Genomic DNA, 26,817 nt, shown 5'->3' with positions numbered 1-26,817 from the left:
ACAACCCGCTCGACTGCCACGCCCTGATATGACGTAACTGTTGTTCCTGTGTTGTCATCGCTCATCCTCCTTTGAAAATGCCCGAGGATAAACAGATCTGATTCTAATTTATAGATGGCGGGGTTGGACGCTTACCCAGAATTTGATATCACTGCAGAACGATCCGCATTGCAGGGTTCAGACGATTCCAGAATTGCCTATAACTGCGACTATTCAGTAAAAGTAAAAGAGGGAAAGAAAGTTGCAGCAGAATGGAAATGGCGCAGATCTGCATACAATGAGTCACCCGCATAACAATGACGTGCAGACGGATCAAATTGACCGCTACGCTTGCAATTTGGCCGCTGATGCCGGATGTTAGGCCGCTGTTTCTTACTGCAGGTTATTTGGAGCCACCAATCAAGTAAGATCCTTTTCCGCCGTTGCGCGATCAAAGATCAAATAACGACTATCTACGAAAAATCTCAGGGTTTTTTGCCATCACGCCCCGACAACAGTAATTGAACCATGGTCATCGCAGTGATCACCATGCTTGTGATGCAAGCGACCATCTACCAAAAAGTCGTAGTGGTCGCCATGTGGTACGAGTTCGTGCCCACAGTCGATGTGATCACATTTGCAATCTGTCGGCGCGCATTCAGCCGGATTGGTTTCGTCCACCTCGATGACGTGTTCATCGTAATGATCGGCGTGAGCATGATGCAAGTGTCCATCATGCAAATAATCGACATGGTCACCATGTTGGATGCGTGTATGGCCACAGAATTCGGTGTGTGTATGTGTATGAGGGGTATGGATTTTGTGTGTCATTACATTCTCCTTGTGATTTATTGATTCTGATGATTGATATGCTCAAGTCCATAATCGAAAATCGCCTGGACATGTTCATCATCCAATTTGTAGATCACATGCCGGCCTTCTTTGCGATAAGTAACCAGCCCAACGCTACGCAATACACGAAGTTGGTGCGAGATCGCGGACTGTGATACCCCAATCAACTGCACAATTTCGTGAACACATAACTCACTGACAGCGAGTGCTGAGATGATTTTGATTCTGGTTGGATCACCCAGAGCCTTATACAGTTCATATAGTCGTGCAATCTGGCGGTCAGACAGCAAGCGTTCTGCTATTTGTGAGACAGAACTTTCATCATGTGTATGGTTGCAAGGTTCAATTTTCATGGCAAACATATGAACAATTATTCATATGTTTGCAGTTTATTCCGAAGTATTGGAGAAGGCAAGCTTTAGACGCTAAGTAGTCCTCGTCCATACACGGGCTATGTGAATGGTCCGGGTACTAAGGTGAATGCGGTTTGGTTTTATGAACGTGTCTAACTGTCGTTCCAGTCGACCCGCGGGCACGTGGTTAAGCCCGAGTTTCTAGTTTGTGTATTCGGACGAGCCGCGTACAATTTTGAATGACAGTTGCCCACGGTCGGCTTAACTTAACGTTAGGCATAAGCAGAAACTTTTTCAGGTCTGACTATCCAGACGATGAAGCGTTTGTCAAAAACATGCATCAATTTGTGCAAATCGATTAAAACATCAGTGAAATTCCACGCGTGCAGAGAAGAGTACGGGCCAGGCCGCTTTGGTATTATTCGTCATTTAGTGACAGAAATGAGGGAATTGCCGCAGCCTATCAAACGGGTGGCTATACGATGAAAGCCACCGCGGACGAATTTGGGTTGCATTATGCTGCGGTTAGCCGGACCGGATTGTTAAAAAGACAGGAGCCAACGAGTACTGCATTACAAGACCTGACCCCAATTTGTGCTTGAAAGCCCAGGCTGTCAGGCAAATTCGTACCGTTCAGGGAATATAGACATGATTATCAAAATCAGATGCTTGGATGACAATTACAAAGCGTAAACGCCTTCTGCATGCCATTGCTGTTGTGTTCAGCTTGATTGTGGCTGATATGGTTTCTGCGGCCAGTCCTGACGAGGATTTTTATACATGGGGCGGTTTTGAAATGACGGGCAGTCTGCCTGTTCACAATCCTTACCTGAAAAACCTGAGATATAAAATATTTGTGCAGGGGCGCTTTGGCGACAATTCGTCACAATTGTCTCAGGGATTGATACGCGCAGGCACCGGTTATCAATTCAACGAGAAGGTCACAGCATGGCTTGGGTATGACTGGGTGCCGACCGGTCGGCCGCTGGCGCTCAGTCCGTTTAACGACCATGCTGTTTGGCAGCAACTGTCGTGGAGTAACAGCTTTGCATTCGGCACATTAATCAGCAGAACGCGTTTAGAACAGCATTTTTTTGACGTTCCGGGCGGCTCAGATGCCGCTCATTTATTCCGGCAGATGCTCAAACTGGCAATGCCGGTGCCAGTTGTTTCGCCAAGAATCAGCGTTGTTTTGTGGAACGAAATATTTGTCAATCTGAAAACGACGGATGCAGGCGTCAGAAGCGGTTATAACCAGAACCGGGCATTTGCCGGATTCGGCTATCAGATAAACAAGAAAATAACCCTGGAAACCGGTTACATGAGCCAGCATATCAGCAGGTCGAGCAGTCCGCGCCCCGATCAACTGCTTCATGTATTATCAATTACGCTGCCGCTAAATTTTTAATTACTCATAAATCATTGAATGGACGGGATCTTCGCGTAAAGATCTGCTTTTTTATCTTGAAAAAAATTTGAAAAACCACATATCAAATGCAGTAGTAAGTCCATCAATTTTTTATTAAAAGGAGATAAAAAATGGCAATTACGCGTTATGAACCCTGGGGCCTGCTAAGTCAATTGCAAAAGGAACTGGAACGTGGCGCTGCCGAAGGCTCGACGGCAACTGCTGAATGGGCGCCGGCTGTGGATATTAAAGAAGAGAAAGACAAGTTTGTTATTCACGCTGATATTCCGGGGGTGAAACCGGAAGATATTGATATCAGCATGGAAAATGGTGTTCTCACCATAAAAGGTGAAAAGAAAACCGAAGCGGAGACGGAAAAAAATGGTTACAAACGTGTCGAACGGACATATGGTTCATTCTATCGCCGGTTTAGCCTGCCGGATACAGCAAATCCGGATGCGATTTCGGCTGTATCCAAACATGGCGTGCTGGAGTTGACCATACCGAAAAAAGAACACGTGCAACCCAAAAAAATCAGTGTTTCTTCCGCTGAATAACAACTCGCGCCAACGCAAAGGAGTCGGCACAGGATCATCAATCAGCCAGCTCGGCTCCTTTTTCTTTATTTATTAAACCATGTCATAATTAGCCTATTAGGCTTGGCAACAAGCCGCTTCGTTTTATCTGCTAATCAAGTACATTTCCTTTTTATGCCTTTAATTACGCTGGAGAAAGCCTGCCTGGCCTTCGGACATCATGCATTGCTGGATCAGGCCAATTTTCAGCTTGATCCGGGCGAGCGCGTCGGTTTAATCGGCAGAAACGGCGGCGGTAAGTCCAGTTTGTTGAAAATCTTGTCTGCCAGCATCAAGCTGGATGACGGCAGACTCTGGTGCGCGCCCGGCCTGAAAGTGGCGTATGTTGCACAGGAACCGGCCTTAACGGACACCAATACGGTTTATCAGGAAGTCTCAAACGGTTTGGGCGATATCAGCCAGGCATTACTGGACTATCATACTGTCTCTCATGCGTTAACCGATAGTGAAAACGATACGGAGTCGATGCTTGAACGGCTTCAGGAATTGCAAAACGCACTGGATGCGCAGGATGGGTGGAATATTCAGGCCAGAATTGAAACCGTAATTGATAAGCTGAGTCTGTCTGCAGACGCATGTGTTGAACAGTTGTCAGGCGGATTGAGAAAGCGCGTTGCATTGGCGCGCGCGCTTGTTATTTCACCCGATGTGTTGTTGCTGGATGAACCGACAAACCACCTGGATTTCGCATCCATAGAATGGCTGGAAGCTTTTCTGCAGGGTTTTTCAGGCAGCGTTTTATTTGTCACGCATGACAGGCGTTTTCTGGATAATGTGGCAACACGGATCATTGAACTCGATCGAGGTGTCTTGACGTCATTTTCAGGAAATTTTGCGGCATATCAGTCTAAAAAGAATGAAATTCTGGAAATAGAAGCGACACAGCGGCAGAAATTTGATAAGTTTCTGGCTGAAGAGGAAATATGGATACGCAAAGGTGTTCAGGCACGATGTACGCGTAATGAAGGGCGGGTCAGACGACTTGAAACGCTGCGCAAGGAGCGAGCGCAAAGAAGGGAGCGTGTTGGCAAGGCCAGTCTTCAGGTTGATGTGGGTGATCAGTCGGGTGAACTGGTTGCAGAACTGACGCATGTCAGCAAAACATTCGGCGATAAAACGATTATTGACGATTTTTCCTGCCGAATAATGCGCAAGGATCGTGTGGGCTTGCTAGGTCCCAACGGTGCAGGAAAGTCGACACTGCTTAAACTGATACTTGGTGAAATGGGGCCGGACTCCGGGCAGGTTCGGCAAGGGACCAGGATGTCAATTGCTTATTTCGACCAAATGCGTGAGCAGCTGGATGATGAAATGACATTAGTCGAGACAATCAGCCAGGGGTCTGAGTTCATTGAAATCAATGGAAAACGCAAACATGTAATCAGTTACCTGGAAGATTTTCTGTTTCCACCGCAACGCGCGCGTTCACGTGTTAAATCGCTTTCCGGTGGAGAACGCAATCGCCTGCTGCTGGCACGTTTGTTTACCCGTCCGGCCAATATACTCATACTGGATGAACCGACAAACGATCTGGATATTGAAACACTGGAATTGCTGGAAGAGCTGCTGCAGAATTATGCTGGCACACTTTTTCTGGTCAGCCATGATCGAGAATTTCTCGACAATGTCGTCACCCAGGTCATTGTCTTTGAAGGTCGAGGTGTGTTACGCGAATATGTGGGAGGTTACGCCGAGTGGCTTCGTGATCATCTAATTGAAAAACCGGTGATTGCGACTGACAATGCGGTCAAACAGACCGAGAAGCATTCTTCTCCAGGTAAAAGAACAGACAAATCATTATCGCGAACCGACAAGCTGAGTTATCAGGAAACCCGGGAGCTAAATGCTTTACCGGACAAAATTGATACACTTGAGCAGGAGCAGGCCAATATCGCCCAGTATTTAAACAATGCCGATATTTATCGGAATAATCCAGATGAAGCAAAGACACTGCAATTACGCTTCTCAGCCATAGAAAAAGAGCTGGCTGAATGTCTCGAAAGATGGGAAAAACTGGAAGCAAAATCGTGTAAAATCAATCAACGAATCTAATGGCATGCAAGGTCAATTTCCCTATAAACAACATGGACATAGTTCGTTTTTTCATTGACCAAATTGAGCACTTCGTATAAAGTTTAGCTTTTGAGAGGAGGAGGCTTACAATGAAACAAAAAATAATGATTAATTTATTACTTGCCTCGAGCATGCTGTTCTTTTTATCAAGCAATGCTCAAGCTGAAGGTGATGCGGCTGCTGGAAAGGAATTGAATTCAATGTGTGTTGGCTGCCATGGGATTGAGGGATATCGTACCGCTTTCCCTACAACTTATCATGTACCCAAGATTGGCGGGCAACATGCTGAATATATCGTCAAATCACTTGAAGGCTACAGAGATGGCACACGCAGTCACCCTTCCATGACGGCGTTAGCAAAAACTCTTTCAGATCAGGACATTAAAGATCTCGCTGCTTTCTACGCAAGTAACTAATTAAGTCATCATCTATAGAGGGAAGAAGGAATTATGAAGAAATTTATGATTGCGACACTTAGTGGCGCAGCTTTGATACTATTTGGAAACGCTGCTGCGGCTGATATTGATGCAGGTAAAAACAAAGCTGCTGAAGTCTGCGCATCCTGCCATGGCATAGACGGAAACAGCCCGGCGCCAAATTTTCCACATATTGGTGGTCAGCACAGAACATACCTTGAAAAAGTTTTAAAAGATTATAAATCCGGCAATCGTACCGACCCAGTCATGAACGGAATGGCGGCCGCCTTAAGCAATGATGATATTGAAAATCTTGCTTTCTATTATTCTAGCCTGCCAGGTAAATTGAATTCAAATAAATAAAAATCAAAAAAATATAAGAATGCAACATAATATTAATTTTTAGCTAATTGATATTAAATAATACTTCTGAGTGCTGACTATAAACGGAATGTGGACGAATTGCGATGCAGCCACATTCCGTTTTTTATTTCTGCGTTGTTTAATTCTGTTAAGGCATATTTTGAATCAAAGTGTAAAACAATTGTGTATCTGTCAATTCCGGATTTATTGTACACATTAGCTTGAGTATGGTTTTCTGTCACACGCCATGGCAGCATTTCTCAGGGCAGCTCGATTGAAACAAAAACACCCGCATGATCTGATACGCCGACCTGATTTTTATCGACAAGATCATTAAATACAACGCTGCTTTGCAGAATGCGACCTGGTGTCTTAACAAAAAAATAATCAATGCGCCTCGCAGAGTCACCGGCATCCAGAGTGGAAACACCTACAGTACAATGCTGGTCGGCAATTACTGTATTCTCGCACAATTTTTCCAGGGGCCTTCCATTTGCATAAGCATCAGTGAAGCCAGTTTCAATAATACTGTCATAATATGTGCGTTCTTCAAACGGATCGGTCCGGAAGCGATCAATATTAAAGTCACCGCCAAGAATAACCGGATTAGTTTGTGGATAATTACGCTCGGTATCATTAATGAACGTTAACAATACCTGAAGTTGAGCACCTAGTTCATCGGCACTGCATTGCGCGCATAAGTGCGTATTGTATACATTGATAAATCCGAGTTCGGGAATTTTCAGGCGTGTCATCATCACATTTCTGGGTAGTTTGATGTCATGTCCCTTGAATTCCAGTTCTGAAGCTTTGGGCAACCGTTTCGTCATTTTAAAATCAATTTCGCAGCGGGACAGAACCGCGTTTGCTACCATTAAAAGTCCCGGCAGTCCAGTTTCAAACGCGGTTTGCAGATCGTATGCGTGCCCCCGTTCACGCAGCTTACCTTGAAGATCAAGCGCGCTGTTGGCGGTTCCTGCCAAAACGCCGCCGGCGACTTCTTGTAACAGAATAACGTCTAGCGATGTATCTGAAGCAAATTCAGCGATTGCCTCCAGCCGTGAATCACGCGTCCGGGTCTCGGAAAACAACAGATTGATTGTCAATAAATTTAAGTGTCCACGATCTGCAACGTCATTACAGCTATTTAACTGTGTACCTCCTCCAGAATCCGGCGGCAATCCGCTGCAACCTGATATACCCAGAATGCCCAGCAATATTACAAACCATAGTTGTTTCATAATTGATTCTCCATTCGTAGTCGCATGATCTGTTGAATAGGATAAAATTTTTCATCAATCCTGTATACCTGATCGCTATACAAACGCTGATATATCGGGAAAAGATAATTTATCGTACCACTGTCAGCGGCTGTTCGGAGAACTGCTTATATCCTGGGTGGTTAACAACGTGGTCAGAACCACAGACAACAAGTTACTCTGAAAAGACAACGTCAGATTTTTGTTTACGACGGGTTGATTTTAATCGATGACTCAGGCTGTGAGGATTCGGGTAAAATAACGATTTTTGATATAAGTGCAAACCGGTAATGGTGAACTGTAAAATAGTCATCTGGTTAGGGTTGGCCGTATAGCTAAAAAAATTTTTAGAATGCACACAATAGGGAGATATTTATGAATCTTAAAAAATACAGCACTATCTGCGCCATCGGACTGAGTATTGTCTTGTTTGGATGCGACAGTGTGCCAGAGGCGAACGTGGTGAATTGCTCGGGGAGAGGAATGGAGCAATCGTTGACTGCCTTTAAGAATGACGAAGCAGCAAGACAGGCATTTCTAGACAAATGCAATGCGCTGTCACAAGAGCAATAAACTGCGCATCAAACCAGATACTATCCCAGCGACTGTTCCGGTGTTGTTTCGATCACAGCCGGAACAAACTGGGGTACAACAAAAGCAGGCAATGAGATTGATAAACAGATTTTTTAGCCTGGCTTACACAGTTTTCTTCAAAACCATTCGTTGATGATTGTTCTGTTTTAGGCAAGCGATATGACAATGTGAATTTTGCGTAGCCATAAAGCTATGCCGGCAGTCTTATTCGCTCAGTCGTCGCCGGAGGAAATTGATTCCAGATTTTCCGCTGCTTTCCGGTACCCCAGTTCGATCATTTCTGAAGCGCGCTCAAACTCCAGTGTGCCGCATGCATTCCTGGCAATTTCAATTGTATGGTCTGGAGGGTAAGCTGCCAGCTTCTGCCTGGCGATTGTGCTTTGCATGGCATCGATTGCTTGATTAACCACATCATAAGCATCCAGATCAATACCGTCTTTCAAAACAACTTTTTGCTGAAGATTTTTGATAAAACTCGCGATTCTTTCATGAAAACTATCCGACTCGTTGGGTAGTTTGACCGGCCTCTCATCCGGCGTCGGCGTGTTTTTGGGTGGACCGCACAGATTGACTGCGATGGTTATATCAGTTCCATCGCCAAAGGTTGGTGCGATGGGGACCGGATTTAGCACACCCCCGTCAATCAAGTTGACTCCTTTGTAATTATAGGGTGTAAACAGCATCGGCAGCGATATTGAGGCCCGAATGGCGTTGAACAGTTCTCCGGAATTTATCCATATTTCTTTTTCATTTGTAATATCAGCGGCTACCGCGGTATATCGCACCGGGAGATCTTCGATCAACTGGTTACCTACCAGGTCAACCAATGTATTGATGACTTTATCACCTTTAAAAAAACCAGTTGTGCTCCATGATATATCAAGCAGCGAAATGATATCCATTTTAGTGACTGCCTTAATCCAGTGCTCGAATTCCGACAGTTTTCCAGAAGCATATATGCCACCGACGAGTGCGCCCATGGAGCAGCCAGTGATGGATTTGATCTCGTAACCATTCTCTTTCAGCCAGTGAATAATCCCGATATGTGCCAGTCCACGTGCTCCGCCACTGCCCAATACAAGTGATACGGTTTTTTTCATAAATTAGCCGAATCCTGTTACAAAGGGCGACATTATCCATGAACGGGAGTGTCTTGACCAGTGAACGGGCAATGATACTGAGTTTTGTTGTTTTATTTCTGAAAGTGATCGGCTACGAGTACCGGAGTTTCTGTGTTGGCGCTGATCCAGTTTTGTCGTTTCTGCAACGGGCAGAAATGCAGAACTTCTGCCCCGTATGACAAAACAACCTATATTGCTATGTTTTACGCGACAGGCGGGCGGTGATGACAAAAAACAGTGGCACGAAAAAAATGGCTAGAAATGTAGCTGCCAGCATGCCGCCAAATACGCCGGTGCCGATTGAATGACGACTCGCCGCGCCCGCACCGGATGCCAGCACTAATGGCAGCACACCGAGAATGAAGGCCATCGAAGTCATGATAATCGGCCGGAAGCGCAGGCGGGCAGCTTCCAGTGCTGCTTTTGTCAGTGACATACCTGAGGCGTAACGCTGACTTGCGAACTCCACGATCAGTATGGCATTTTTTGCGGCAAGGCCGATCAGCGTAATCAGTCCGATCTGGAAATAAACGTCATTGCTAAGCTCTCGTGTCCAGATCGCCAGTAATGCGCCAAGTACGCCGAAAGGTATGATAAATATAACCGCCAAAGGTGTCGACCAGTTTTCATATAGCGCGGCGAGTACCAGAAATACCATGAGTAACGCAAATGCGAAGATCATAACAGACTGGCCGCCGGCTTTTTTTTCCTGCAGAGAAATGCCGTCCCAATCGATAGTGTAACCATCGGGTTTGAGTATTTCCTCGGCCAGTTGCTCAAGTGCGGCAATGGCCTGACCTGAACTGTAGCCAGGGGCGGCCGCGCCGAGAATGAGGGCGGAATTGAATCCGTTAAAATGCGTAACAGGGTCGGGGCCGCTGCTAAAGTATGTAGAAACAACGGTATCCAGTGGAACCATGGTTTGCTCGGCATTATTCCGGGTGCGAACAAAAATCTTGCTGATGTCCCCGGGACTAGAGCGGTATTCCGGGGGGGCTTCGGTCTGTACCCGATAAACCCTGCCGAATTTGATGAAATCGTTGATATACATGTTTCCGAAATAGGCCTGCATGGTATCGAACACTTCCGAAATCGGCACGCCCAGTGACTTGGCCCGTTCCCGATCTATCTGCGCAAAAAGTCGCGGTGTGTTGACACGGAAATTTGTACTGGCTTTGGCAATTGCGGGGTGTTCGGTCGCTCTCGCAGTAAATTCTTGCGCTGCTGCTGCAAATTCACCAAAATCGCGGCTGACTGGATCCAGCAGCTGTAACGAGAATCCACCCGTGGCCCCCAGGCCGGGTATTGCCGGTGGATTGAAAGCGAGGATCAGCGCGTCGGGAATTTTTGCAAATTCTGTGAATGCTGCATTGATAAGCCCCTGGGCCTGCTGACTCTGATCCTGACGCTCATCCCAGTGATGCAACGGTACGAACATGGTTGCCTGATTGGTACCGCGTGTATTGAAGACGAAATTCTGGCCTGCCAGTACGTCGGTGGAATGTACTGCCGGATTTGATGTGAAATAATCTTCAAGTTTTTCGACTACTTCGATGGTTCTGGCTTTCGAAGCGCCTTCGGGCAAGTGAAAGATTGTAATGAAATAACCCTGATCTTCCTCGGGCAGGAAACTTTTCGGGATAGTCTGGAACAAGCCGGCTGCAACCACGATCAAGACCGCAAAAAACGCAATTGCGATAAATGAGCGTTTCAATATCGCATCGACTGTCCTGACATAACGTTTTTGCATCCATCCAAATATACGGTCAAACAGTTTCCAGAATTTATTTGGAGCGTCATGACCCGGTTTGAGTACCAGAGCACACAGCGCAGGACTCAGCGTCAGTGCAACAAATCCGGAAATAGCAACCGAAACGGCAATAGTGATGGCAAACTGTTTGTACAGCTGTCCAGTGATGCCCTCCAGAAATGCAACGGGAACAAATACAGCTGCCAAGACCAGTACTGAGGCGATTACCGCACCGGTCACTTCGTTCATCGCCTTGATAGCTGCGTCTTTGGGCGACAGTCCGCCTTTGGTGATATTACGCTCAACATTCTCGACTACAATAATGGCATCGTCGACGACGATACCGATTGCCAGTACCATCCCGAACAGTGTCAGCGTATTGATCGAAAAACCGAGTGCATACATGCCTGCCATAGCGCCGATCAGTGAAATGGGTACTGTAACTGCGGGTATCAGGGTCGCACGCCAGCTTTGCAAAAACAGGAACACTACAAAAATGACCAGAATTGAAGCTTCTATCAGTGTTTTAAAAACTTCGTTGATTGAAACTTCAATAAATTGTGTTGTGTCGTAGGGCACATCGTATGACATGCCTGTCGGAAAACTGCTTGCGAGTCTTGCCATTTCTGCGCGCACTTTTTTTACAGTTTCAAGTGCGTTTGCACCGGGTGCGAGAAAAGTCAGTAGAAACGTATTGGGAATGCCGTTCCAGCGTCCTTCGAGATCGTAGGACTGGGCGCCAAGTTCGACGCTGGCAACGTCGCGCATGCGCACCATGGAACCATCAGGGTATGCCCGGATAATCATTTCCTCGAATTCCTGAACTTCGCTCATGCGACCACTGGTGATTACAGGAATAGTCAGCTCCGTTCTTTTCTCGGTTGGCTCTCGACCGACTCTGCCCGCCGGAAAATCCCGGTTTTGTTCACGTACTACGTTGGCAATCTCGGTGGGAGTAATGTTGAGCTGTGCCATTCGCACCGGGTCCAGGATCAGTCGCATGGCATAGTTCTGTGCACCATAAACAACTGCGTCACCCACGCCGGGGATGCGTTTGATATTATCCAGTACCTGGATCAAGGCATAGTTGGAGATATAGACAGGATCGTGCTTGGGGTCGGTGGAATTGAGAGCAACAACCGCAAGCAGATTGGGCGACATTTTTTTAACTGTTATGCCCTGACGGATCACTTCATCCGGTAACTGCGGCTCGGCCAGTTTTTGCCGGTTTTGCGTCTGGACCTGTGCAATATCAACGTCCGTTCCGATTTCAAATGTCAGACGCATCACCATGTGTCCGTCATTAGTGCTGGTGGAATCATAATACAGCAGATTGTCGATTCCCGGCAGCTGTACCTCAATTGGACGCGCCACCGATTCGGCTACAACTTCCGCGCTCGCACCCGGATAGTCGGCTTCAATCTGTATCATGGGTGGCGCAATTTGTGGAAATTGCGCCACTGGCAGTTTTTGTGACGAAACCAGACCGACTATAACGATGAGTATGGACAATACCGATGCAAATACCGGTCGTTCAATAAAAAATCGTGGATTCATAACGTATTCTGAGTGCCTGTTTTTTCCTCGGGTGTATCATGTGTGGTGACAGTAACCTGAACTCCCGGCTGAACGCGGTGAAAGCCCGCTACCATGACGCGTTCACCGGGTTCGATGCCGCTTTCAATCAGCCAGTCGTTGTCGTACCACATACTGGCCTTCACCGGGCGCAGCTCGACTGTGTTTTGTTCGTCGATCACGTAGACGAACGCTCCGTTAACGCCGTGCTGTACCGCGCGCTGTGGAATCAGTATGGCATTTGGCCGTACGTAACCGATTAGGCGAACCTTGACAAACTGCCCCGGCAGAAAATCTGACAATCCCGGTACGAAATAGCCGGATGGGTTCGGAAATCTAAAGCGGCCCTGCAGTGTGCCGGTTTCGGGTCGAATCGTGACTGCGGTAAAATCCAGAACGCCCTCTTCCTTATACACACTGCCATCGGCAAATGTCATCACGCCCCGCAACTGATACAGGTCCGGTCGTTCTATTTTTTTTTCCGCCAGTTCCTTGCGTCGCCGAAGAATATAACTTTCCGGAACATTGACGCTGACATACATCGGATTGAGCTGATCTACTGTAGTGAGCAGCGTTGTCTGGGCTGAGACCAACTGGCCTTCATAATAGTTGCTGCGGCCTACTCTACCGTCGACAGGTGCTTCAATACGAGTATTATCCAGGTCGAATTTGGCCTTGACGAGATCGTTCTGAGCGGCTTCCAATGCAGCTTCTTCGCTGAGTACGTCGGCTATCGCATCATCAACATCTTTCTGGCTGACAGCCTGTTCCTCGAGTAGCGGTTGTACGCGCGCAAGGTTCTGCTTGACCTGAACCAGGCGAGCCTTATGTTGCGCCACTTTCGCTTTCATGGCCTGATAGATCGCCTTAAAAGGCACGGGGTCAATCAAGTAGAGCCTATCCCCTTTTTTAACATTCCGGCCCTCAGTAAATAAAACTTCCTTGATGATTCCGGAGACCTGTGATCGTATCTCGACAGGGCGAAAAGCTTCTGTCCGCCCGATAAATTCGGGCTCGTCGGGAACGGTTCGTGCTGAAACCGTAATTACTTCGACCTGGGGCGGTGGTGAATTTTTTTCTGTGGCTTCATCCGCAGCACAACCGACAATTAGTATCAGACAAAGCCCGAACGATAAAATCCTGAGAAAGATTTTATCCGGATTAATAATAGGTTCGAATGTCATGATTTGAATATTAAGTATACTGTTATTGTCTGTTTTCATATTTGCTCGTACATTTTTTAAGCTGATAAAAGACTATCGGCTTTATTCACTGGTTTCGTTTTCATGGGGCCATCCTCCGCCCAACGCTTTGTATAATTGAACAATTGATACCAGGTGCAGGCGATGCGTTTCAGTCAGTGAAAATTCCGCCTCAAATAAATTACGCTTGGCCAGCAATACATCGACATAACTCGTGATACCGCTTTTGTAACGCAAATCCGCGACATGTAATGCGGATCGCAGTGCTTCGACCTGTTTCTGACGGGCTTTGCGCTGCTCGCTGGCGGTTTGAATCGTGATAAGTGCGTCTTCGACTTCTCTGAAAGCGAGTAGAATGGTTTGTCTGTAATTCGCCAGTGCCTGCGTAACCCGGGCTTCGGCAGCGCGTTGCTCGAAACCCAGAATAGTTGCATTGAACAATGGCGTGGCAAGACCTACGCCACCCGTGCCAAAATCTGAATCCGAAAGCAAAAGATTGGACAATGCGGGACTGGCTACACCCATCAGCCCGGTTATCGAGAAACGGGGAAAACGCATGGCTTTTGTCATGCCGATGCGGGCGGTTGCTGCTGATAATGCCTGTTCGGCCTGCAGAATGTCCGGGCGACGCTGTAACAGCTCTGATGGCAATCCCGCTGGAATTTCAGGCGGAATTTGCTGTTGGATTAAAGACTGCGCTCGTATTATCGGTGCCGGATTTCTGCCCAGTAGCACATTGAGTTCGTTTTCTTTGTTGACAATCAGACGATCAAACTCGGCCAAGCGGGCAACTGCGTTTGCACGTTCGGCTTCAAACTGGTCCAGGTCGAGACGAGAAATCAGGCCGCCTTTCAGTTGCGCCCGGGAAATTGCGACAGATTCTTCCCAGGAGGCCAATGCGCGATGCGCGATGTTCCGTTGCATGTCATATTGCAACAGATCAAAGTAAGTCTGGGCGACTGTGCTGATGAGCATGAGTATGATTGCACGGCGATTTTCCTCCTGTGCAAACAGATCTGCGCGCGCTGCTTCGTTTGACCGCCGGATTCTGCCCCAGATGTCAATTTCCCAGTTTAATGTGCCCATGCCGAAGTAGTTAAAATCGGTCGGGAATCCTGCGCGGGGAAATCCGCCGAGCGTACCAAAAAACGGGGCGTTAACGCTGCCATCCAGTTTTGGCAGAAAATCCATGCGTGCAATGTGTGAGCGTGCCTGAAATTCTTCAACAAGGGCGGTAGCCTGTTTCAGATCCTGATTGTTCATCAGCGCCTCTAGTATTAATTTCTGTAGTGTTTCATCCTGCAGAAATTCCCACCATGGCAGTGTCGCGATTGACTCCCCTTCATGTTCTGTCATTCGGAATTGTTCATTCACTTCAAGCGCAGGACGTCTGTAGTCCGGACCCATAGCGCAGGCCGTCAGGAACAGGCAGAGAAGTAAAATGGTAATGCGCGTCCGGTGTTGTTGAAAGAGTAGCATCATGAAAAAAACTGTAGAAGTGCGTTTGAAATAATTAGTCCAGTGCTTCAGGCAATTGTCTGAATATTATCATTTTTGTCTTTTGTTTGATTCCAGTGTTTTTGTGTGACTGAAACTGCTGGCCTTTAAGTTTACTTGATACAGCAGATATACTATAAATACAGACCCAAGCAAAAGTTTGGAGTTTTTCATAAATAAGATCAGTATATACAAGTCGATCAAATACAAAATCCAGCTGACAATAGCTGGTATTGAGTTTGATAACGACGGTTTTGATAAACAATGCGGATACCGAATATTTTCAAGCCCTTTGTTGCTGTTATCAGTATTGTGTTGCTGGGTAGCTGTGCCAATCTGACCTACTATGCACAGGCAGTAAACGGCCATATGGACGTCATGCGGCGCGCCGAACCGATCCGTAGCATCATCGACAGCCCCGATATTGACTCGGATTTGAAACAGATTCTCAGTCTGGCCGAAGCAATGCGAAAATTCGCCAGTGAGGAACTTCAACTGCCTGACAATCAAAGCTATACCCGCTATGCTGATTTGGAAAGACCTTATGCAGTCTGGAATGTTGTCGCGGCGCCAGAGTTTTCTGTCCGACTGAAACAGTGGTGCTTCGTCAAAGCTGGTTGCGTAAGTTACCGTGGATTTTTTTCGCAGGCAAGAGCCGAACGTTTTGCCAGCCGCCTTCGAGCACAAGGTTACGATGTCCATGTTGGTGGCGTGCCGGCATACTCCACACTGGGGTGGTTTAATGATCCCATATTGAATACATTCATCCGCTCCGAGCTGGAACTGGCGCGCCTGATTTTTCATGAACTGGCGCATCAGGTTGTTTATGTACCGGGTGATACAGTCTTCAATGAATCTTTTGCTACGCTGGTCGAACAGGAAGGTATACGACGCTGGCTTGCCCATCAGGGGAAATCCGAAGAATATGCGGCATACCGTGCCCGGCGTGATATGCAAACAGCTTTCAGTACACTTGTTATAAGTCATCGTGAGCGTCTCAAAACATTGTATGAGAAGGATGTCAGCGATGCCGAGAAACGTGTAGCCAAAACGCATATTTTAAACGATCTTCGTGCTCAGTTTTTATTGTTGAAAAGTAGCAGACCCGGTTTGGGCGGTTATGAGAACTGGTTTGTTAAACCGCTCAACAACGCACGCCTGGCGACTGTGTCCGTATATACGCAATTAATTCCTGCCTTTCAGGCACTGCTTATATTGCAGGATGGCGATATGGCGCGTTTTTTTGCTGAGGTCAGAACAATCAGTAAGCTTCCCCGGCCAGAACGTGCTGATGCGCTGCAAAAGGCGGTCCATACCAGCCGGCAAAGCAGTCTTGCCGGCATGATTACACAGCAGCCTCAATGACGGACAGCTATTCAGCATGAATTGTCAGCGTCGCCAGCGATCAATGCTGTAAGTACCTGCGCCGTACACAGCAAGCAGTATTAAACCACCTGCGATAGCAATATTTTTCTTGAACATAATGAGCTGCATTTGATCACTGAGGTCATTATGGAAAAGTGCTGCGGCTGCGATAGTGAAAAATGCCAGTATGATCGATATCCAGCGGGTTTTCCAACCGGCTAAGAGTGCTAGTCCACCCCCGAGTTCGAGCAGAATGACAAGCGGCAGCAGTTCGCCGGGTACGCCCATCGCATTCATATAGCTTTGTGTATTTTCATATCCGCCGATTTTGCTGTAGCCAGCCAGAAAAAATATTTGGGCCAACAGTATGCGCGCGGTTAGTTCGCCGATTTTTTTCATTTAAATATCCTTTGGTAAGTTACGGGTTATTTGTTTCGATGAAGTAATGCTTTGTCGCGTACAAGCTGATTGGTTTGATAATCATGCGCAGCCTGTTCAATTTCCGCTCGAGTGTTCATGACAAACGGACCTTGTCTGACGATAGTTTCGCTAATCGGTTTGGCGTTAGCCATCAAAAATCGGGCGCCATGCTCCCCTGCGATAAACTCGGCTGAATTGCCTGCGCTACCGGTAATCTCGGGGATGAACAGCGATCGGGATGCCATATCATGGCCAAGCAGTTTGCCGCCGCCTTCAAAGACATATATAAATTGATTGTGTCCGGCGGGTGCTGTGACGTGAAATCGTGCACCGGGGCGTATTTGCACATCGTAAAGTGACGTGGATGTAACGTCATCCTTGATCGGCGCAATAACGTTGTCAAAGCTGCCCACCAGCACTTTGACTATATAGGCGGTTGTGCGAACAACCGGAAAAGCTGTTGCCGCATACTCCTGGTATTCCGGGCGATCCATTTTGCGTGCCGCCGGCAGGTTGATCCATAGCTGGAAGCCGCGCAGCAGGCCATCCTTTTGCTTCGGCATTTCCGAATGGATGATGCCGCTGGCCGCTTTCATCCATTGAACCGAACCGGGACCCAGATCGCCGCTGTTGCCAAGACTGTCTTTGTGCGTCATGATGCCATCCAGTATGTAAGTCAGGGTGACAAAACCGCGGTGCGGATGAGATGTGAATCCAGCGACATAGTGATCCGGGTCGTCGCTGTCGATATGATCCAGCAATAGAAACGGATCAAGCTCTCGTAATCGAGGTGTGCCAATGGTGCGAAATACGGTAACGCCTGCTCCTTCTCGAGTGGCTGTTGCCGAAATTGATCGAAGGGTATCTGTTGCGATGTCCATGACTTTTCCTCCGTTTTAAAAATGATCAAATCTGTTTTTTTGTGACACGTACATTATTGCTGTTATATTATTAGGAATAAACATGCATTTATGGAAATAATTGTTCTCGATATAGCAACAAATACGTATGGATCGGTTTGACAATATGTATACATTTATCCGGGTCGTTGATGCTGGCAGCATCAGTGGCGCCGCTGAACGGTTGAATGTTGCAAAATCGGTAGTCAGTCGGCGTTTGAAAGAGCTGGAAACGCATCTGGGTGTGGCGCTGTTTCATCGAACAACGCGAAAGATGAATCTTACGGAGACCGGCCGTGCTTTCTACCAGCAATCCGTGCGTATCCTTGATGATCTGGAGGAAGCCGAGCACACTGCGTCCCAGGCGCACGGTACACTCAAAGGTAGCCTGCGTATTGCATTGCCGCTCAGTTTCGGCTTAATGCATCTGGGGCCTGCGATTGATGAATTCTTGCACCTGCATCCGCAAATTGAATTTGATCTTGATTTTAACGACCGGCAGGTCGATTTGGTGACCGAAGGTTTTGATCTGGCAGTTCGTATTGCAAATCTTGCTGATTCCAGTCTGATCGCGCGCCGTATCGCAGATATACATGCTGTGATATGTGCAAGCCCGGCTTACCTGGAACGCAAAGGGGAGCCCGAGACAGTTGCTGATTTGGAAAACCATCAATGTCTGGTATATAACCTGTTACGCGACTTCAATCACTGGCATCTGCACGATAAGAACGATCAGCAAATCAAAGTACGTATACATCCTTATTTAAAAGCAGGTAATGGAGAATTCCTTCGCGATGCAGCCGTTAATGGACTGGGCATTAGCTTGCTGCCCACGTTTATTGTATACCGGGAAATTGAACGGGGTGAGTTGCGGCCGGTCTTGACGCATTATCAATGTCCGCGAATAACGGCTTACGCTGTGTATCCACAAACCAGGCATCTATCTCACCGTGTCCGGGCTTTTGTCGACTTTCTGGCAGAGCGTTTCAAGGAAACGCCATATTGGGATGCCTGTCTGCAGCAGACAACGCAGGAATCGGTTTTTCAGCCGCGATCATGATAGCGATCGACATCGTGCGTATGGAGAGGCACTATCTCTGTGGACACTTGAGATCAAGCAGATAGGAGAGGGTCGGTATGCCTACAATACAACATGAAACTATCGACCTGCTAATTGCTCAATTCTCGTATAAAACTTAACTAACAAATGTTTATTCTTGTTCAAAGCTGATCAGTGTAAACTGCATTCGGGCCGGATCGCTCAGCGACATCACTATATTTTTTAGTATCGTGGTTTCGTCGACGATAACCGACGGAATTACCAATGTTCTGTTTTGACCGGAAAATGCTGCCATATTTGCGGACCCGGCTACAAGTGGCGTTACGCTGGTGGGGTCCAGTTCAAAGACGATATTCGGCTCCAAGGCCACTAGTTGCAGGCGCACAGAATAGCTATCGTTGCCTCCGGTATTTACAATAAAGGTTACCGCGTTTTTGTCAAAAACTGCAGTAACGTCGTGTAATTCGACAGCATTTATCATTACAAAATTTTTCACCTGAACCGGTTCAGACACGTCAAAATCTACTGTAGGCGTGCTCGATAATGCACCACCAAAGTTGACGCGCTGCAGGCCAGCAATCGTATCAAATACAGCCATGCCGTCATACAGAATTTTTGCAAATACGGTAAAGCCTTCATTTTGAGTGTCCAGGAACGCCGGAGGTCCGGAGTTATCAGCCAGATTGACAAACCACTGGCTGGTAGCGCTGTCTGGATCACTGCTCAGCTTGGCCATCGCTACTGTGCCGCGTGTATTGGAAAGGCCAAATTCGTTTGCAACAGGTTCAAACGTAGTTATCGGCGTCACATTCACCTGGGAATTATTACTGGCTACTTTGAAACCGCCCCCCTGAATTACGAAACCCGGTTCGCTGCGGTGAAAAATATTTTGCAGGTAAGCGCCACTGTCAATATAACGGATAAAATTTGTAACCGTCAGAGGTGCCTGCTGTTCAAGCAATTCCATACAAAAACCACCCACGTTCGTGTTAAAACAGGCAACCGGATTTGCTGTTGCCGTGTTTGCGCTGAGCACCATACTCAAGGCAACGATAATTTTTGTGAAGCTTTGGATTGAAGGGATGTCTGACAGATTGATGATCATAAAAAATAAAGATGATTGTAAAGAATTACTGCTGTATGGGAAAAACCGAATATATCCGAAAAGCGGGATGACATGCCAGAATTTTTCTGGTCCATTTGGTTTTTTGTTAACAATCCCATTTTACAGTTAAAGTAGCCAGCCGGCAGTCCAGATGGGTAAGTATTTGCCCATGATGCCGGGTCCACTGCTTGCTTTACGGCCATGATGAATGATAAATGCAGCATTACGCGCACTTGTCGCGTCTCAGGTATGCACTGATCATGTTGTTGCACCGAATGTGTAGATAAAAGACCTGCCTGTATTTGCCAACATTGCTGGACGTCATTGAACTAATTTGGCGATCACGCAAACCGACAATTATCAGGAGTGACTGGATAGTCTCTATAACAAAGTACTGTATCTCCTGCATTGCGACGCCAAAGGCCAAAGGGCCAAAGGGCGTTATTCCGGTGCTGTTTGTCACCGTATCAGCCCCATTTATTTGATATTGTACGAACATGATCAGTTAAACCGCTTGAAGCCTGGTTATCTGCTCGATCAGCAGATGCTGCTTCAATAAACTGAAAGCAATCAACTGTCTTGAGTGCTATGTTCCTCACGTTATTCTCAATTACAGGTATATAGACTGTATTTGTGGCAAGAGCGCTGCTAAGCATGTGAATTCGCATACTCTGTTCGCGTTGGATCAAACAAACCCGGCTGCATCGTATGCAGTCCCCGGGGTTAAAACGATACGGCAGCAATTCTCAATCTGCCTGCTTCTTAACTTGAACAGTGCTAAAGACCGTTTTTTGACGCAAGAGGTGAGCCATGGTGATTGCTGTTGATCAGCTTGGCAATCTGTGCGACAAAAATGGGATTGCCATGCTAGTCGTCCACACTCTTTTAGGATCAGCTTTCTTATTCGTCATCACAGAACAAGCCATTGCAATGGCGCAGCATGACAATCAGATCGCAGCCGGTAATTTGAACTGAATCGAACCGTTTTGGGTTATCAATCGTATAACTGATAAAGCCGGAACGAATTTCGTGTTCTGAATGAACAGACCGGTTTTTTCGAACTTTTTCATGTTTTCGGAGATCGTCATGCCAGTCAAAGCCTTTTTCCAAACAGGCTGTCGGCAATACCGAATTATGGCAACGGCTGATCCCGAGGTCGGCAATGCTGCAAATGCGAAATGTTCTTTTCTGGTCAGATTGATTTTCAATCCCACGGGATTTAATACTTTAGTAAGGAGATTATCATGTCTACTATTGGCAATAATGCACGGTTGCTTTCAAATGACGTTCAGGCAAAATGGCTGATTGAAGATTTTCCGTTTCGCATTCAACTGGCCAGCGTATTTCCTTTTTATCCGGTTGCCGGCGATGCGCTGCGTTACACTACAACGCCAGTGTTGCAGCCCGGCGTTACAATTGGATTTGAAGAGGGGATAGTCGAGGACACAAAAATGCCTAATGATGCATCTCGCGTCTTTTCATTCGCCGAGATTGCCACGCAGTTCCGGGTCTCGTATAAAGCCCAGGATATTTTTTCATCGAATGTCAACGACCAGGTATCTGTTCAAATGGCACTGGCTATCCGTGAACTTCTATACAAGTTCTGGACATTGTTCGAATCGGGCGATTCAGCAAATACTGGTGAATTTGATGGTTTGCATCGATTGGTCGATTCGTCGCGGGTACTGGATCTCGGTTTTAATCCGCTTACGCTGGAAGCGCTGGAACAGGGTAAGGAGCTGGTGCGCACCAACGATGGTCGGGGCACGGTACTGTTTACCAACAGCATCGGTAAGCGCGCGATTCATGCGGCGCATTGGACGCGTGGGCTGACGCCGCAGTACACCGACATGATTTTTCCATGTCCGCGCAATGAAAATCAGGGAGAACGTGTTTTAACTGTTGACGGTGCGCCAGTTTATGTCAACGACCTGAATCAGAATCTGAGCGGCAGCCCGGACACGCCGGACGGGGAACCCGTACCGGAAAATCCACTGGCGTCTGACAGCACCGGAATAGGCACCAACATCTGGTTTTTTTCCATGGGTGAAAACAATCTTCATGGCATGACGCCCGCAGCGCTGGATACAGGGCTGTTCGTGACGCGTTCGACAATGCTGCCGGATGGGTCCACGCTGGTCTACCATGTAACAATGCCCGCCAGCATTGCACTTGGCAGCGCCAGCAGTCTTGCCGTGATCAAAAACGCCGTGATTCCGGCACACCGCGGTCCATTAATTGATTTTGATATCCAAGGAGCATAACCATGGCCGATAAATTATTGACCGGAAATTTTTCCGGTGTGCGTCTACAGGATGCGGTTGCGTCAGGAATAAAACAGCCAGTGTTGCGATACAACAAGGAGGCTGCCAGAACACTGTTGCAGCACGCTCCAGTGCCAGTAGGATTCAAGCAGTGGGCGCAAAGCGTCCTGCCCGATCCGTTATTGTCTTATACTCCAATAGACACATGCGCTGCTGACAATGATCCCTGTCCATATACGCTGGAAACAACGGAATGGGAATCTGCCGGTTTTTCAGCAGCATCGGGGAGTAGGGATATAACGCAGCCGTTTTATCTGACGGATGCAACGGTCAACCTGACTCTGCCGGTGCACTCCGCCGCAGGGTTGCAATGGTTCGATGCACGTCCATTATCGGCGCTGGTCACGAATACGTGCTTTCTCGAAGCTTGTTTACCTTCGCCTGTGTATTGGTGCGTTCCGTCCGGAACTTGCTCACAAAAATTTTTAAACAAAAGACGAGGTAAAGTTCACTGTGACACTCAAGTGATGATAAACATACCGAACACAAAATCTATACCCATTTATTGGGTTCTCTTGGGTTCGAGCTGGACGATAGATAAATGCAATGAAAAGCTTAATGAAGCTATAAATTGGTTTAAGAAATATTGTATTGAATTGGATCTTCGTAAACTGGATGTCGATAAAACGATTGCGAGGATTAAAAGAAAACATGCGCGACAGAAGGCAATACAGGCATTGAAGGGTCAGAAAGATATTATTGCGAGTCTTGACGGTCCCCGAAAGAATCCGGAATGGAGTCCATATCATGATGCCGTGGTTACAATTTACAAACGTATGTGGCGGCATCTAAGAAAGACTGGCATATATGTTTTTTTCGTTGATGAATATAAAGCTATCAAATCTTACGATCGTATTGTAAAAGCTTCTGCAAATATGGGGAAGCTTCCGGTAATTTTGATAAGTAGCAAAGACATAAACGCTGAAAATGTTGCAGCACATGAATTAATCCATGCTTTCGGGAAAACTTGGTACAAGCACGAAGGCGGAGAAGAGTACAAGGATTTAAGTGGGGAAGATTATCAAGGAATGCCTATGACCAACCCTTGGAAAACACACCGCGATCTTACCTGGGAGCATGGAGATTGCGACAATGATATGGGGAATTGGCTGGGTGGAGGAAACCCTGATGAGTATTTTTTGGATTGGTCAGCTTACAAAGAATTTGTAAAGTGTAGGTCGATTAATAAGAAAGAGTAAAATATGACTGTTTCATCAGTCATGTATCACTCTATGCAAGATTGCCTTATTATTCTAATCCACAACAAATTCCAGACCTTCAATTAACACAGCGGCAAAAACAAGTGGTTTCTCTCCAACAGATTGCAGTGCATGCACCGATCCGGCGGGCCGGTGTATGCAATCGCCCGGGTGATAGACTGCGCCGTTGACTTCTTTCATCTGGCCCTGAAGTATGAACGACCATTCGTCGCCCAGATGCCGGTGAGCGGCAATCATTTTACCAGGTTCGACGTAGACCAGCCCGCAATCAGCATTTTCGGCAATCTGTGTCCCCCCTTCAAAATGGTATAAATGCGTGCCAGGAAAGGCGTTGAGCTGCCAGGCTTCTGCTGACACATGATTCAGAGTGGATAAGTGTTCTTTAATGGATTCCTGGTTCAAATCAAAAAAAATGCATAGCCGGTCTAAAAATCCGGTAAATCGTGTTTCGTGCTGGACGGATTGCATGATGCGCTCTCTCAGGTTTTGTGAGGGCGCAAGTGGCTGTTCTGATTCGGCCAGCAACGTCAATACATGCTCGATATCCCGCAATGCTGACTTGTTCTGAGCGGATGAGTCGATTTCAGCCTGCAGCGTTTCTGCGGTTTTTTCATCGAGAATACCTAACGCATACTCGATCAGTTTATTATCGTGGTCTGGCATGTGCTTTTTCTCCACTCGATTCCAATGCACCGCGCAAATGCCGGATTGCGGCTGATAACCTGGATTTCACTGTGCCGACCGGTATTCGGCATCGCTCGGCAATTTCCGTACATGTTAAACCTTCATAGTAACTTAGCACAATAACGGTGTACTGTGACTCGGGCAGTTGTTCGACAGCGGAACGCGCACACCGCCATTCGGCTAATTGATCCGGTGCCGGCTCGGTTGTCTGAATCGCATCGGATTCATCGTAAGCATCTGACGAAAAAAATTTTTGCGTACGCGCAAGTTGACGCAGCCGATCAATTGCACGGCTACGCACCCGCATCAGAATCCATGTCCGGACCGAACTGCGTTTATCATCAAAATCACTGGCCTTGTTCCAGATTTCAAGAAATACATCATGAATCAAATCTTCGGCATCTTTGCGGGATTTCAGTATTCTGCATGCAACCGCCAGCATTTGTGTCACATGGCGCTCATATATCTGCGCCAGCGCATGGTGTTCCTTGTTTGCTATCTGCTGCATTAATTGTGTATCAATGTCCACAATGCATTTCCACTTCGATTGAATGACGGAGCGTAACGTGCCTGAGCTAAAACAGACACGATCTTTATCTGCATGACATGATACCGTTGAAGTCGCTATTTCGTATACTGATTTAACAGTAGTTACGTACACGAACGTTTGCCGGTTCGCATTGGAACATATGAATTGTGCTATTGGTTCCGAATTGATTTAGTAATAAACGCTTTGGTTGAGGGTGTTGTTTTCAGTTTTTCTAATCTGGGCTGGGATAGATGCCTGAGTTGGTTGAATAACACGTATTTAATTCTGATTCGATGAGCACGGCGATGCTTTTGTCGACACGCCAAAACAGCAGTTTTTGCCGCCTCTTACGATGCATGTTTTATGTTCAATATCGGCGTTCAGCAGGGAAGTAAGCAGGCTCAAATCCAAGGTGCAGACATTGTGACATTCTTCCGCGATTCTATGATAGACACAGTTGTTGGCAACGATTTCGGCATAAGAATCAGAGTTATGTGCAGTGCTTGCGTCATAGCCCAATTCTTGCAATATCGAGACTACTTCGTGGACTTTGTTCGTTAGTGACGGGTGTTTGCCGACACGCCCAGTGAATTCCAGCGCGATTTGTTGACCTAACTCTTCCAGGCAGGATTCCAGTTCATTTTCACTCAGGTTTTTTCTGAGCCAGCCAAGCAGGGTACTGGCCAGCAGCGCATAGTTTCTGGGAAAAAGTTCAAGACCGCTGGGGCTCAGCATATATATTTTGCTGGGTCTGCCGCCTGTGCTGTGCAGCAAGGTGCTTTGAATAAAACCGCTGCCACCCAAGCTGGATAGGTGTTGATTAATTGCATTGCGGGATATGTCGAGCAGACCGGCCAATTCATCGATTGTTAATCCCCTGCGATGGTGAAGCAAAACCTTCAGCAGCGCCTGTTGACGCTGTCCTAAACTCGAAATTGTGGATATCATGCTGTCATTATAAATAATTTTTTATTCATTTTTTCAATTAAATGTAGAGTCTTGCAACTTTTAACATATAAATATTGTAAAAGTGATAATAGCTGCAGTATAGTATGCACTTTTAATTCTTTTGAGGGAGGTAAGAAAGAATGTTGACCTATGCGATTGTCATTTTTGCCATAGCGGCTATCGGCGGTGTATTTATGGCTACCAAGGTATTGTCGGGGCAACTGGCGCCTTGGCCGTTATCGATTGTCCATGCTTTACTGGGCGCAACCGGCTTGATTATGCTGATTATGATGGTTTTGGAGGGTTCCGCGGCGGGAGCGGTAACAGCGGCACTCGGGTTACTTGTTGTGGCGGCGCTGGGCGGTTTTTATCTGGCTTCGCTGCATATGAAGCAAGTTGTTGCTCCTAAGAATGTTGTTATTATTCATGCTGGCGTTGCAGTCGTTGGCTTTCTTATTTTATTGAGTGTTTTCTTGGGATTATAAAAAAGGAACTTCATTATGACACACCCCTTGCATCCCGTATTGGTTCATTTTCCAATTGCCGCATGGTTTTTTGCAACTGTAGGTGATGTTGCCAGTTTGTATTACGGAGAGCAGGTAGGCTGGGTTGCTGGGGTGCTGCTGGTCATCGGGGTGATCACGGCCGTTCTGGCCATGGTCGCAGGATTGCTGGAGCTGGCAAGAATTGACCAGCAAAGTGATGCCATGAAGATGGCCAATCAGCATATGATTTTGGCAATGGTAAGCTGGTCGCTCTATTCGATCAGTCTTTTTTTGCGCCTTGATGGTACAACACTCATGCAACCCAGTGGTGCCGCAATTCTTTTTTCGATACTGGGACTAATGTCATTGTGTGCTGCAGGGTGGTATGGTGGCAGACTCGTTTTTGAACATGCAATCGGCGTTCAGCAAAAACGGGATAATTAACAGATCGTATCAAAAGTTAAATTCTTTTACCATCGACCTGTTTTTTACGGAGTCGGTGCGTCATTCAAAAACCAGTCGACCGTGCGGTAAACCTCGGTGGTATTACCGGCCATGTCCTGAACCCGTGCGTAGATTTCCGTATCTGGATCGCTCAGCGCAGCACCGAGATTGACGACGGTAACGCCGTGTTTTTCAGCGGTACCGGCGAGATTGTTACAGCTGCCGCCGGCGCCCAGGACGCATACGACCAGGCTGTTGGGGTTAATGCCGCTGCCAAGATCGACAGTGCCGACGCG

At 47.0% G+C, this 26,817-nt stretch carries 28 protein-coding genes; 14 read left to right on the top strand and 14 right to left on the bottom strand.

Going from position 1 to position 26,817, the window contains the following annotated elements; translation table 11 throughout:
- Window positions 1–114: 114 nt before the first annotated feature.
- Window positions 115–294 (top strand): hypothetical protein, encoded by a 180-nt coding sequence (locus BMX44_RS15100; protein ID WP_090634569.1) that lies wholly within the window; start codon window positions 115–117, stop codon window positions 292–294.
- A gap of 186 nt (window positions 295–480) precedes the next feature.
- Here the strand turns inward: BMX44_RS15100 and BMX44_RS15095 are convergent, their stop codons facing one another.
- Complete coding sequence (locus BMX44_RS15095; RefSeq protein WP_090634567.1) at window positions 481–810, bottom strand: hypothetical protein; 330 nt, start codon at window positions 808–810, stop codon at window positions 481–483.
- A 17-nt stretch (window positions 811–827) separates the two neighbouring features.
- Window positions 828–1,184, bottom strand: a complete 357-nt coding sequence (locus BMX44_RS15090; RefSeq protein WP_218143986.1) for an ArsR/SmtB family transcription factor — start codon at window positions 1,182–1,184, stop codon at window positions 828–830.
- 673 nt (window positions 1,185–1,857) lie between these two features.
- Here BMX44_RS15090 and BMX44_RS15085 point away from each other — a divergent pair.
- From BMX44_RS15085 to BMX44_RS15065, 5 genes are all read left to right on the top strand, one after another.
- Window positions 1,858–2,592 (top strand): DUF2490 domain-containing protein, encoded by a 735-nt coding sequence (locus BMX44_RS15085; protein WP_090634564.1) that lies wholly within the window; start codon window positions 1,858–1,860, stop codon window positions 2,590–2,592.
- 131 nt (window positions 2,593–2,723) lie between these two features.
- A complete protein-coding gene (locus tag BMX44_RS15080; RefSeq protein ID WP_090634562.1) occupies window positions 2,724–3,149 on the top strand; it encodes an Hsp20/alpha crystallin family protein in 426 nt (141 codons plus the stop codon).
- Window positions 3,150–3,302: 153 nt separating this feature from the next.
- A complete protein-coding gene (locus BMX44_RS15075; RefSeq protein WP_090634561.1) occupies window positions 3,303–5,240 on the top strand; it encodes an ATP-binding cassette domain-containing protein in 1,938 nt (645 codons plus the stop codon).
- A 110-nt stretch (window positions 5,241–5,350) separates the two neighbouring features.
- Complete coding sequence (locus BMX44_RS15070; RefSeq protein WP_090634559.1) at window positions 5,351–5,677, top strand: c-type cytochrome; 327 nt, start codon at window positions 5,351–5,353, stop codon at window positions 5,675–5,677.
- A 33-nt stretch (window positions 5,678–5,710) separates the two neighbouring features.
- Window positions 5,711–6,040, top strand: a complete 330-nt coding sequence (locus BMX44_RS15065; RefSeq protein WP_090634557.1) for a c-type cytochrome — start codon at window positions 5,711–5,713, stop codon at window positions 6,038–6,040.
- Between the two features lie 260 nt (window positions 6,041–6,300).
- On the opposite strand, the gene BMX44_RS15055 is transcribed toward BMX44_RS15065, so the two are convergent.
- Window positions 6,301–7,281, bottom strand: coding sequence for an endonuclease/exonuclease/phosphatase family protein (locus BMX44_RS15055; RefSeq protein WP_090634554.1), 981 nt, complete (start codon window positions 7,279–7,281; stop codon window positions 6,301–6,303).
- Window positions 7,282–7,674: 393 nt separating this feature from the next.
- Here BMX44_RS15055 and trbK point away from each other — a divergent pair, with 393 nt between their 5' ends.
- Window positions 7,675–7,872, top strand: a complete 198-nt coding sequence (gene trbK / locus BMX44_RS15050; RefSeq protein WP_090634553.1) for an entry exclusion lipoprotein TrbK — start codon at window positions 7,675–7,677, stop codon at window positions 7,870–7,872.
- A 233-nt stretch (window positions 7,873–8,105) separates the two neighbouring features.
- Here the strand turns inward: trbK and BMX44_RS15045 are convergent, their stop codons facing one another.
- The 4 genes from BMX44_RS15045 to BMX44_RS15030 form a co-directional block, all read right to left on the bottom strand.
- Window positions 8,106–8,993 (bottom strand): patatin-like phospholipase family protein, encoded by an 888-nt coding sequence (locus tag BMX44_RS15045; RefSeq protein ID WP_090634551.1) that lies wholly within the window; start codon window positions 8,991–8,993, stop codon window positions 8,106–8,108.
- A 217-nt stretch (window positions 8,994–9,210) separates the two neighbouring features.
- Window positions 9,211–12,321, bottom strand: a complete 3,111-nt coding sequence (locus BMX44_RS15040; RefSeq protein ID WP_090634549.1) for an efflux RND transporter permease subunit — start codon at window positions 12,319–12,321, stop codon at window positions 9,211–9,213.
- The gene (locus BMX44_RS15035) at window positions 12,318–13,562 is read right to left on the bottom strand and encodes an efflux RND transporter periplasmic adaptor subunit (protein ID WP_245738965.1); all 1,245 of its coding nucleotides are present in this window, start codon (window positions 13,560–13,562) and stop codon (window positions 12,318–12,320) included. The genes BMX44_RS15040 and BMX44_RS15035 overlap by 4 nt, the downstream gene beginning before the upstream one ends.
- 42 nt (window positions 13,563–13,604) lie before the next feature.
- Window positions 13,605–15,023, bottom strand: coding sequence for an efflux transporter outer membrane subunit (locus BMX44_RS15030; RefSeq protein WP_245738964.1), 1,419 nt, complete (start codon window positions 15,021–15,023; stop codon window positions 13,605–13,607).
- A gap of 279 nt (window positions 15,024–15,302) precedes the next feature.
- Between BMX44_RS15030 and BMX44_RS15020 the strand changes: the two genes are divergently transcribed.
- Window positions 15,303–16,403 carry an aminopeptidase gene (locus BMX44_RS15020; protein WP_090634545.1) on the top strand — a complete coding sequence of 367 codons (1,101 nt, stop codon included), beginning with the start codon at window positions 15,303–15,305 and terminating at the stop codon, window positions 16,401–16,403.
- A 24-nt stretch (window positions 16,404–16,427) separates the two neighbouring features.
- Here the strand turns inward: BMX44_RS15020 and BMX44_RS15015 are convergent, their stop codons facing one another.
- Window positions 16,428–16,802, bottom strand: a complete 375-nt coding sequence (locus BMX44_RS15015) for a DoxX family protein (RefSeq protein ID WP_090634543.1) — start codon at window positions 16,800–16,802, stop codon at window positions 16,428–16,430.
- Between the two features lie 26 nt (window positions 16,803–16,828).
- Window positions 16,829–17,704 carry a pirin family protein gene (locus tag BMX44_RS15010; RefSeq protein ID WP_090634541.1) on the bottom strand — a complete coding sequence of 292 codons (876 nt, stop codon included), beginning with the start codon at window positions 17,702–17,704 and terminating at the stop codon, window positions 16,829–16,831.
- Window positions 17,705–17,849: 145 nt separating this feature from the next.
- Between BMX44_RS15010 and BMX44_RS15005 the strand changes: the two genes are divergently transcribed.
- Window positions 17,850–18,782, top strand: coding sequence for a LysR family transcriptional regulator (locus BMX44_RS15005; RefSeq protein ID WP_245738963.1), 933 nt, complete (start codon window positions 17,850–17,852; stop codon window positions 18,780–18,782).
- 151 nt (window positions 18,783–18,933) lie between these two features.
- Here BMX44_RS15005 and BMX44_RS15000 read toward each other — a convergent pair whose 3' ends face one another.
- Window positions 18,934–19,887 carry a peptidylprolyl isomerase gene (locus tag BMX44_RS15000; RefSeq protein ID WP_090634537.1) on the bottom strand — a complete coding sequence of 318 codons (954 nt, stop codon included), beginning with the start codon at window positions 19,885–19,887 and terminating at the stop codon, window positions 18,934–18,936.
- 810 nt (window positions 19,888–20,697) lie between these two features.
- On the opposite strand from BMX44_RS15000, the gene BMX44_RS16935 reads away from it, so the two are divergent.
- From BMX44_RS16935 to BMX44_RS14975, 3 genes are all read left to right on the top strand, one after another.
- Window positions 20,698–20,862, top strand: a complete 165-nt coding sequence (locus BMX44_RS16935; RefSeq protein WP_177167784.1) for a hypothetical protein — start codon at window positions 20,698–20,700, stop codon at window positions 20,860–20,862.
- A 269-nt stretch (window positions 20,863–21,131) separates the two neighbouring features.
- A complete protein-coding gene (locus BMX44_RS14980; RefSeq protein WP_090634528.1) occupies window positions 21,132–22,151 on the top strand; it encodes a hypothetical protein in 1,020 nt (339 codons plus the stop codon).
- Between the two features lie 2 nt (window positions 22,152–22,153).
- Window positions 22,154–23,410: a hypothetical protein gene (locus BMX44_RS14975; protein ID WP_090634526.1), complete on the top strand. Its 1,257-nt coding sequence runs from the start codon at window positions 22,154–22,156 to the stop codon at window positions 23,408–23,410.
- Between the two features lie 54 nt (window positions 23,411–23,464).
- Here the strand turns inward: BMX44_RS14975 and BMX44_RS14970 are convergent, their stop codons facing one another.
- The 3 genes from BMX44_RS14970 to BMX44_RS14960 all read right to left on the bottom strand — a co-directional run bounded on the left by BMX44_RS14970 (window position 23,465) and on the right by BMX44_RS14960 (window position 25,592).
- Entirely contained in the window at window positions 23,465–24,094 is a 630-nt protein-coding gene (locus BMX44_RS14970) for a cupin domain-containing protein (RefSeq protein ID WP_090634523.1), read from the bottom strand.
- Window positions 24,078–24,644, bottom strand: a complete 567-nt coding sequence (locus tag BMX44_RS14965) for an RNA polymerase sigma factor (protein WP_090634521.1) — start codon at window positions 24,642–24,644, stop codon at window positions 24,078–24,080. The genes BMX44_RS14970 and BMX44_RS14965 overlap by 17 nt, the downstream gene beginning before the upstream one ends.
- A gap of 279 nt (window positions 24,645–24,923) precedes the next feature.
- A complete protein-coding gene (locus BMX44_RS14960; protein WP_090634520.1) occupies window positions 24,924–25,592 on the bottom strand; it encodes a helix-turn-helix transcriptional regulator in 669 nt (222 codons plus the stop codon).
- Window positions 25,593–25,732: 140 nt separating this feature from the next.
- Here BMX44_RS14960 and BMX44_RS14955 point away from each other — a divergent pair, with 140 nt between their 5' ends.
- Both BMX44_RS14955 and BMX44_RS14950 read left to right on the top strand, forming a co-directional pair.
- A complete protein-coding gene (locus BMX44_RS14955; protein ID WP_090634518.1) occupies window positions 25,733–26,077 on the top strand; it encodes a hypothetical protein in 345 nt (114 codons plus the stop codon).
- Between the two features lie 15 nt (window positions 26,078–26,092).
- Window positions 26,093–26,521 carry a DUF2231 domain-containing protein gene (locus tag BMX44_RS14950; RefSeq protein WP_090634516.1) on the top strand — a complete coding sequence of 143 codons (429 nt, stop codon included), beginning with the start codon at window positions 26,093–26,095 and terminating at the stop codon, window positions 26,519–26,521.
- A 44-nt stretch (window positions 26,522–26,565) separates the two neighbouring features.
- On the opposite strand, the gene BMX44_RS16930 is transcribed toward BMX44_RS14950, so the two are convergent.
- On the bottom strand, window positions 26,566–26,817 hold a 252-nt coding region (locus tag BMX44_RS16930; protein ID WP_177167783.1), incomplete at its 5' end, for a cupredoxin domain-containing protein.

Source organism: Nitrosomonas marina (assembly GCF_900110145.1).
In the GTDB taxonomy this organism is placed as follows: Bacteria; Pseudomonadota; Gammaproteobacteria; order Burkholderiales; family Nitrosomonadaceae; genus Nitrosomonas; species Nitrosomonas marina.
This window is presented reverse-complemented; position numbering and strand designations above follow the sequence as displayed.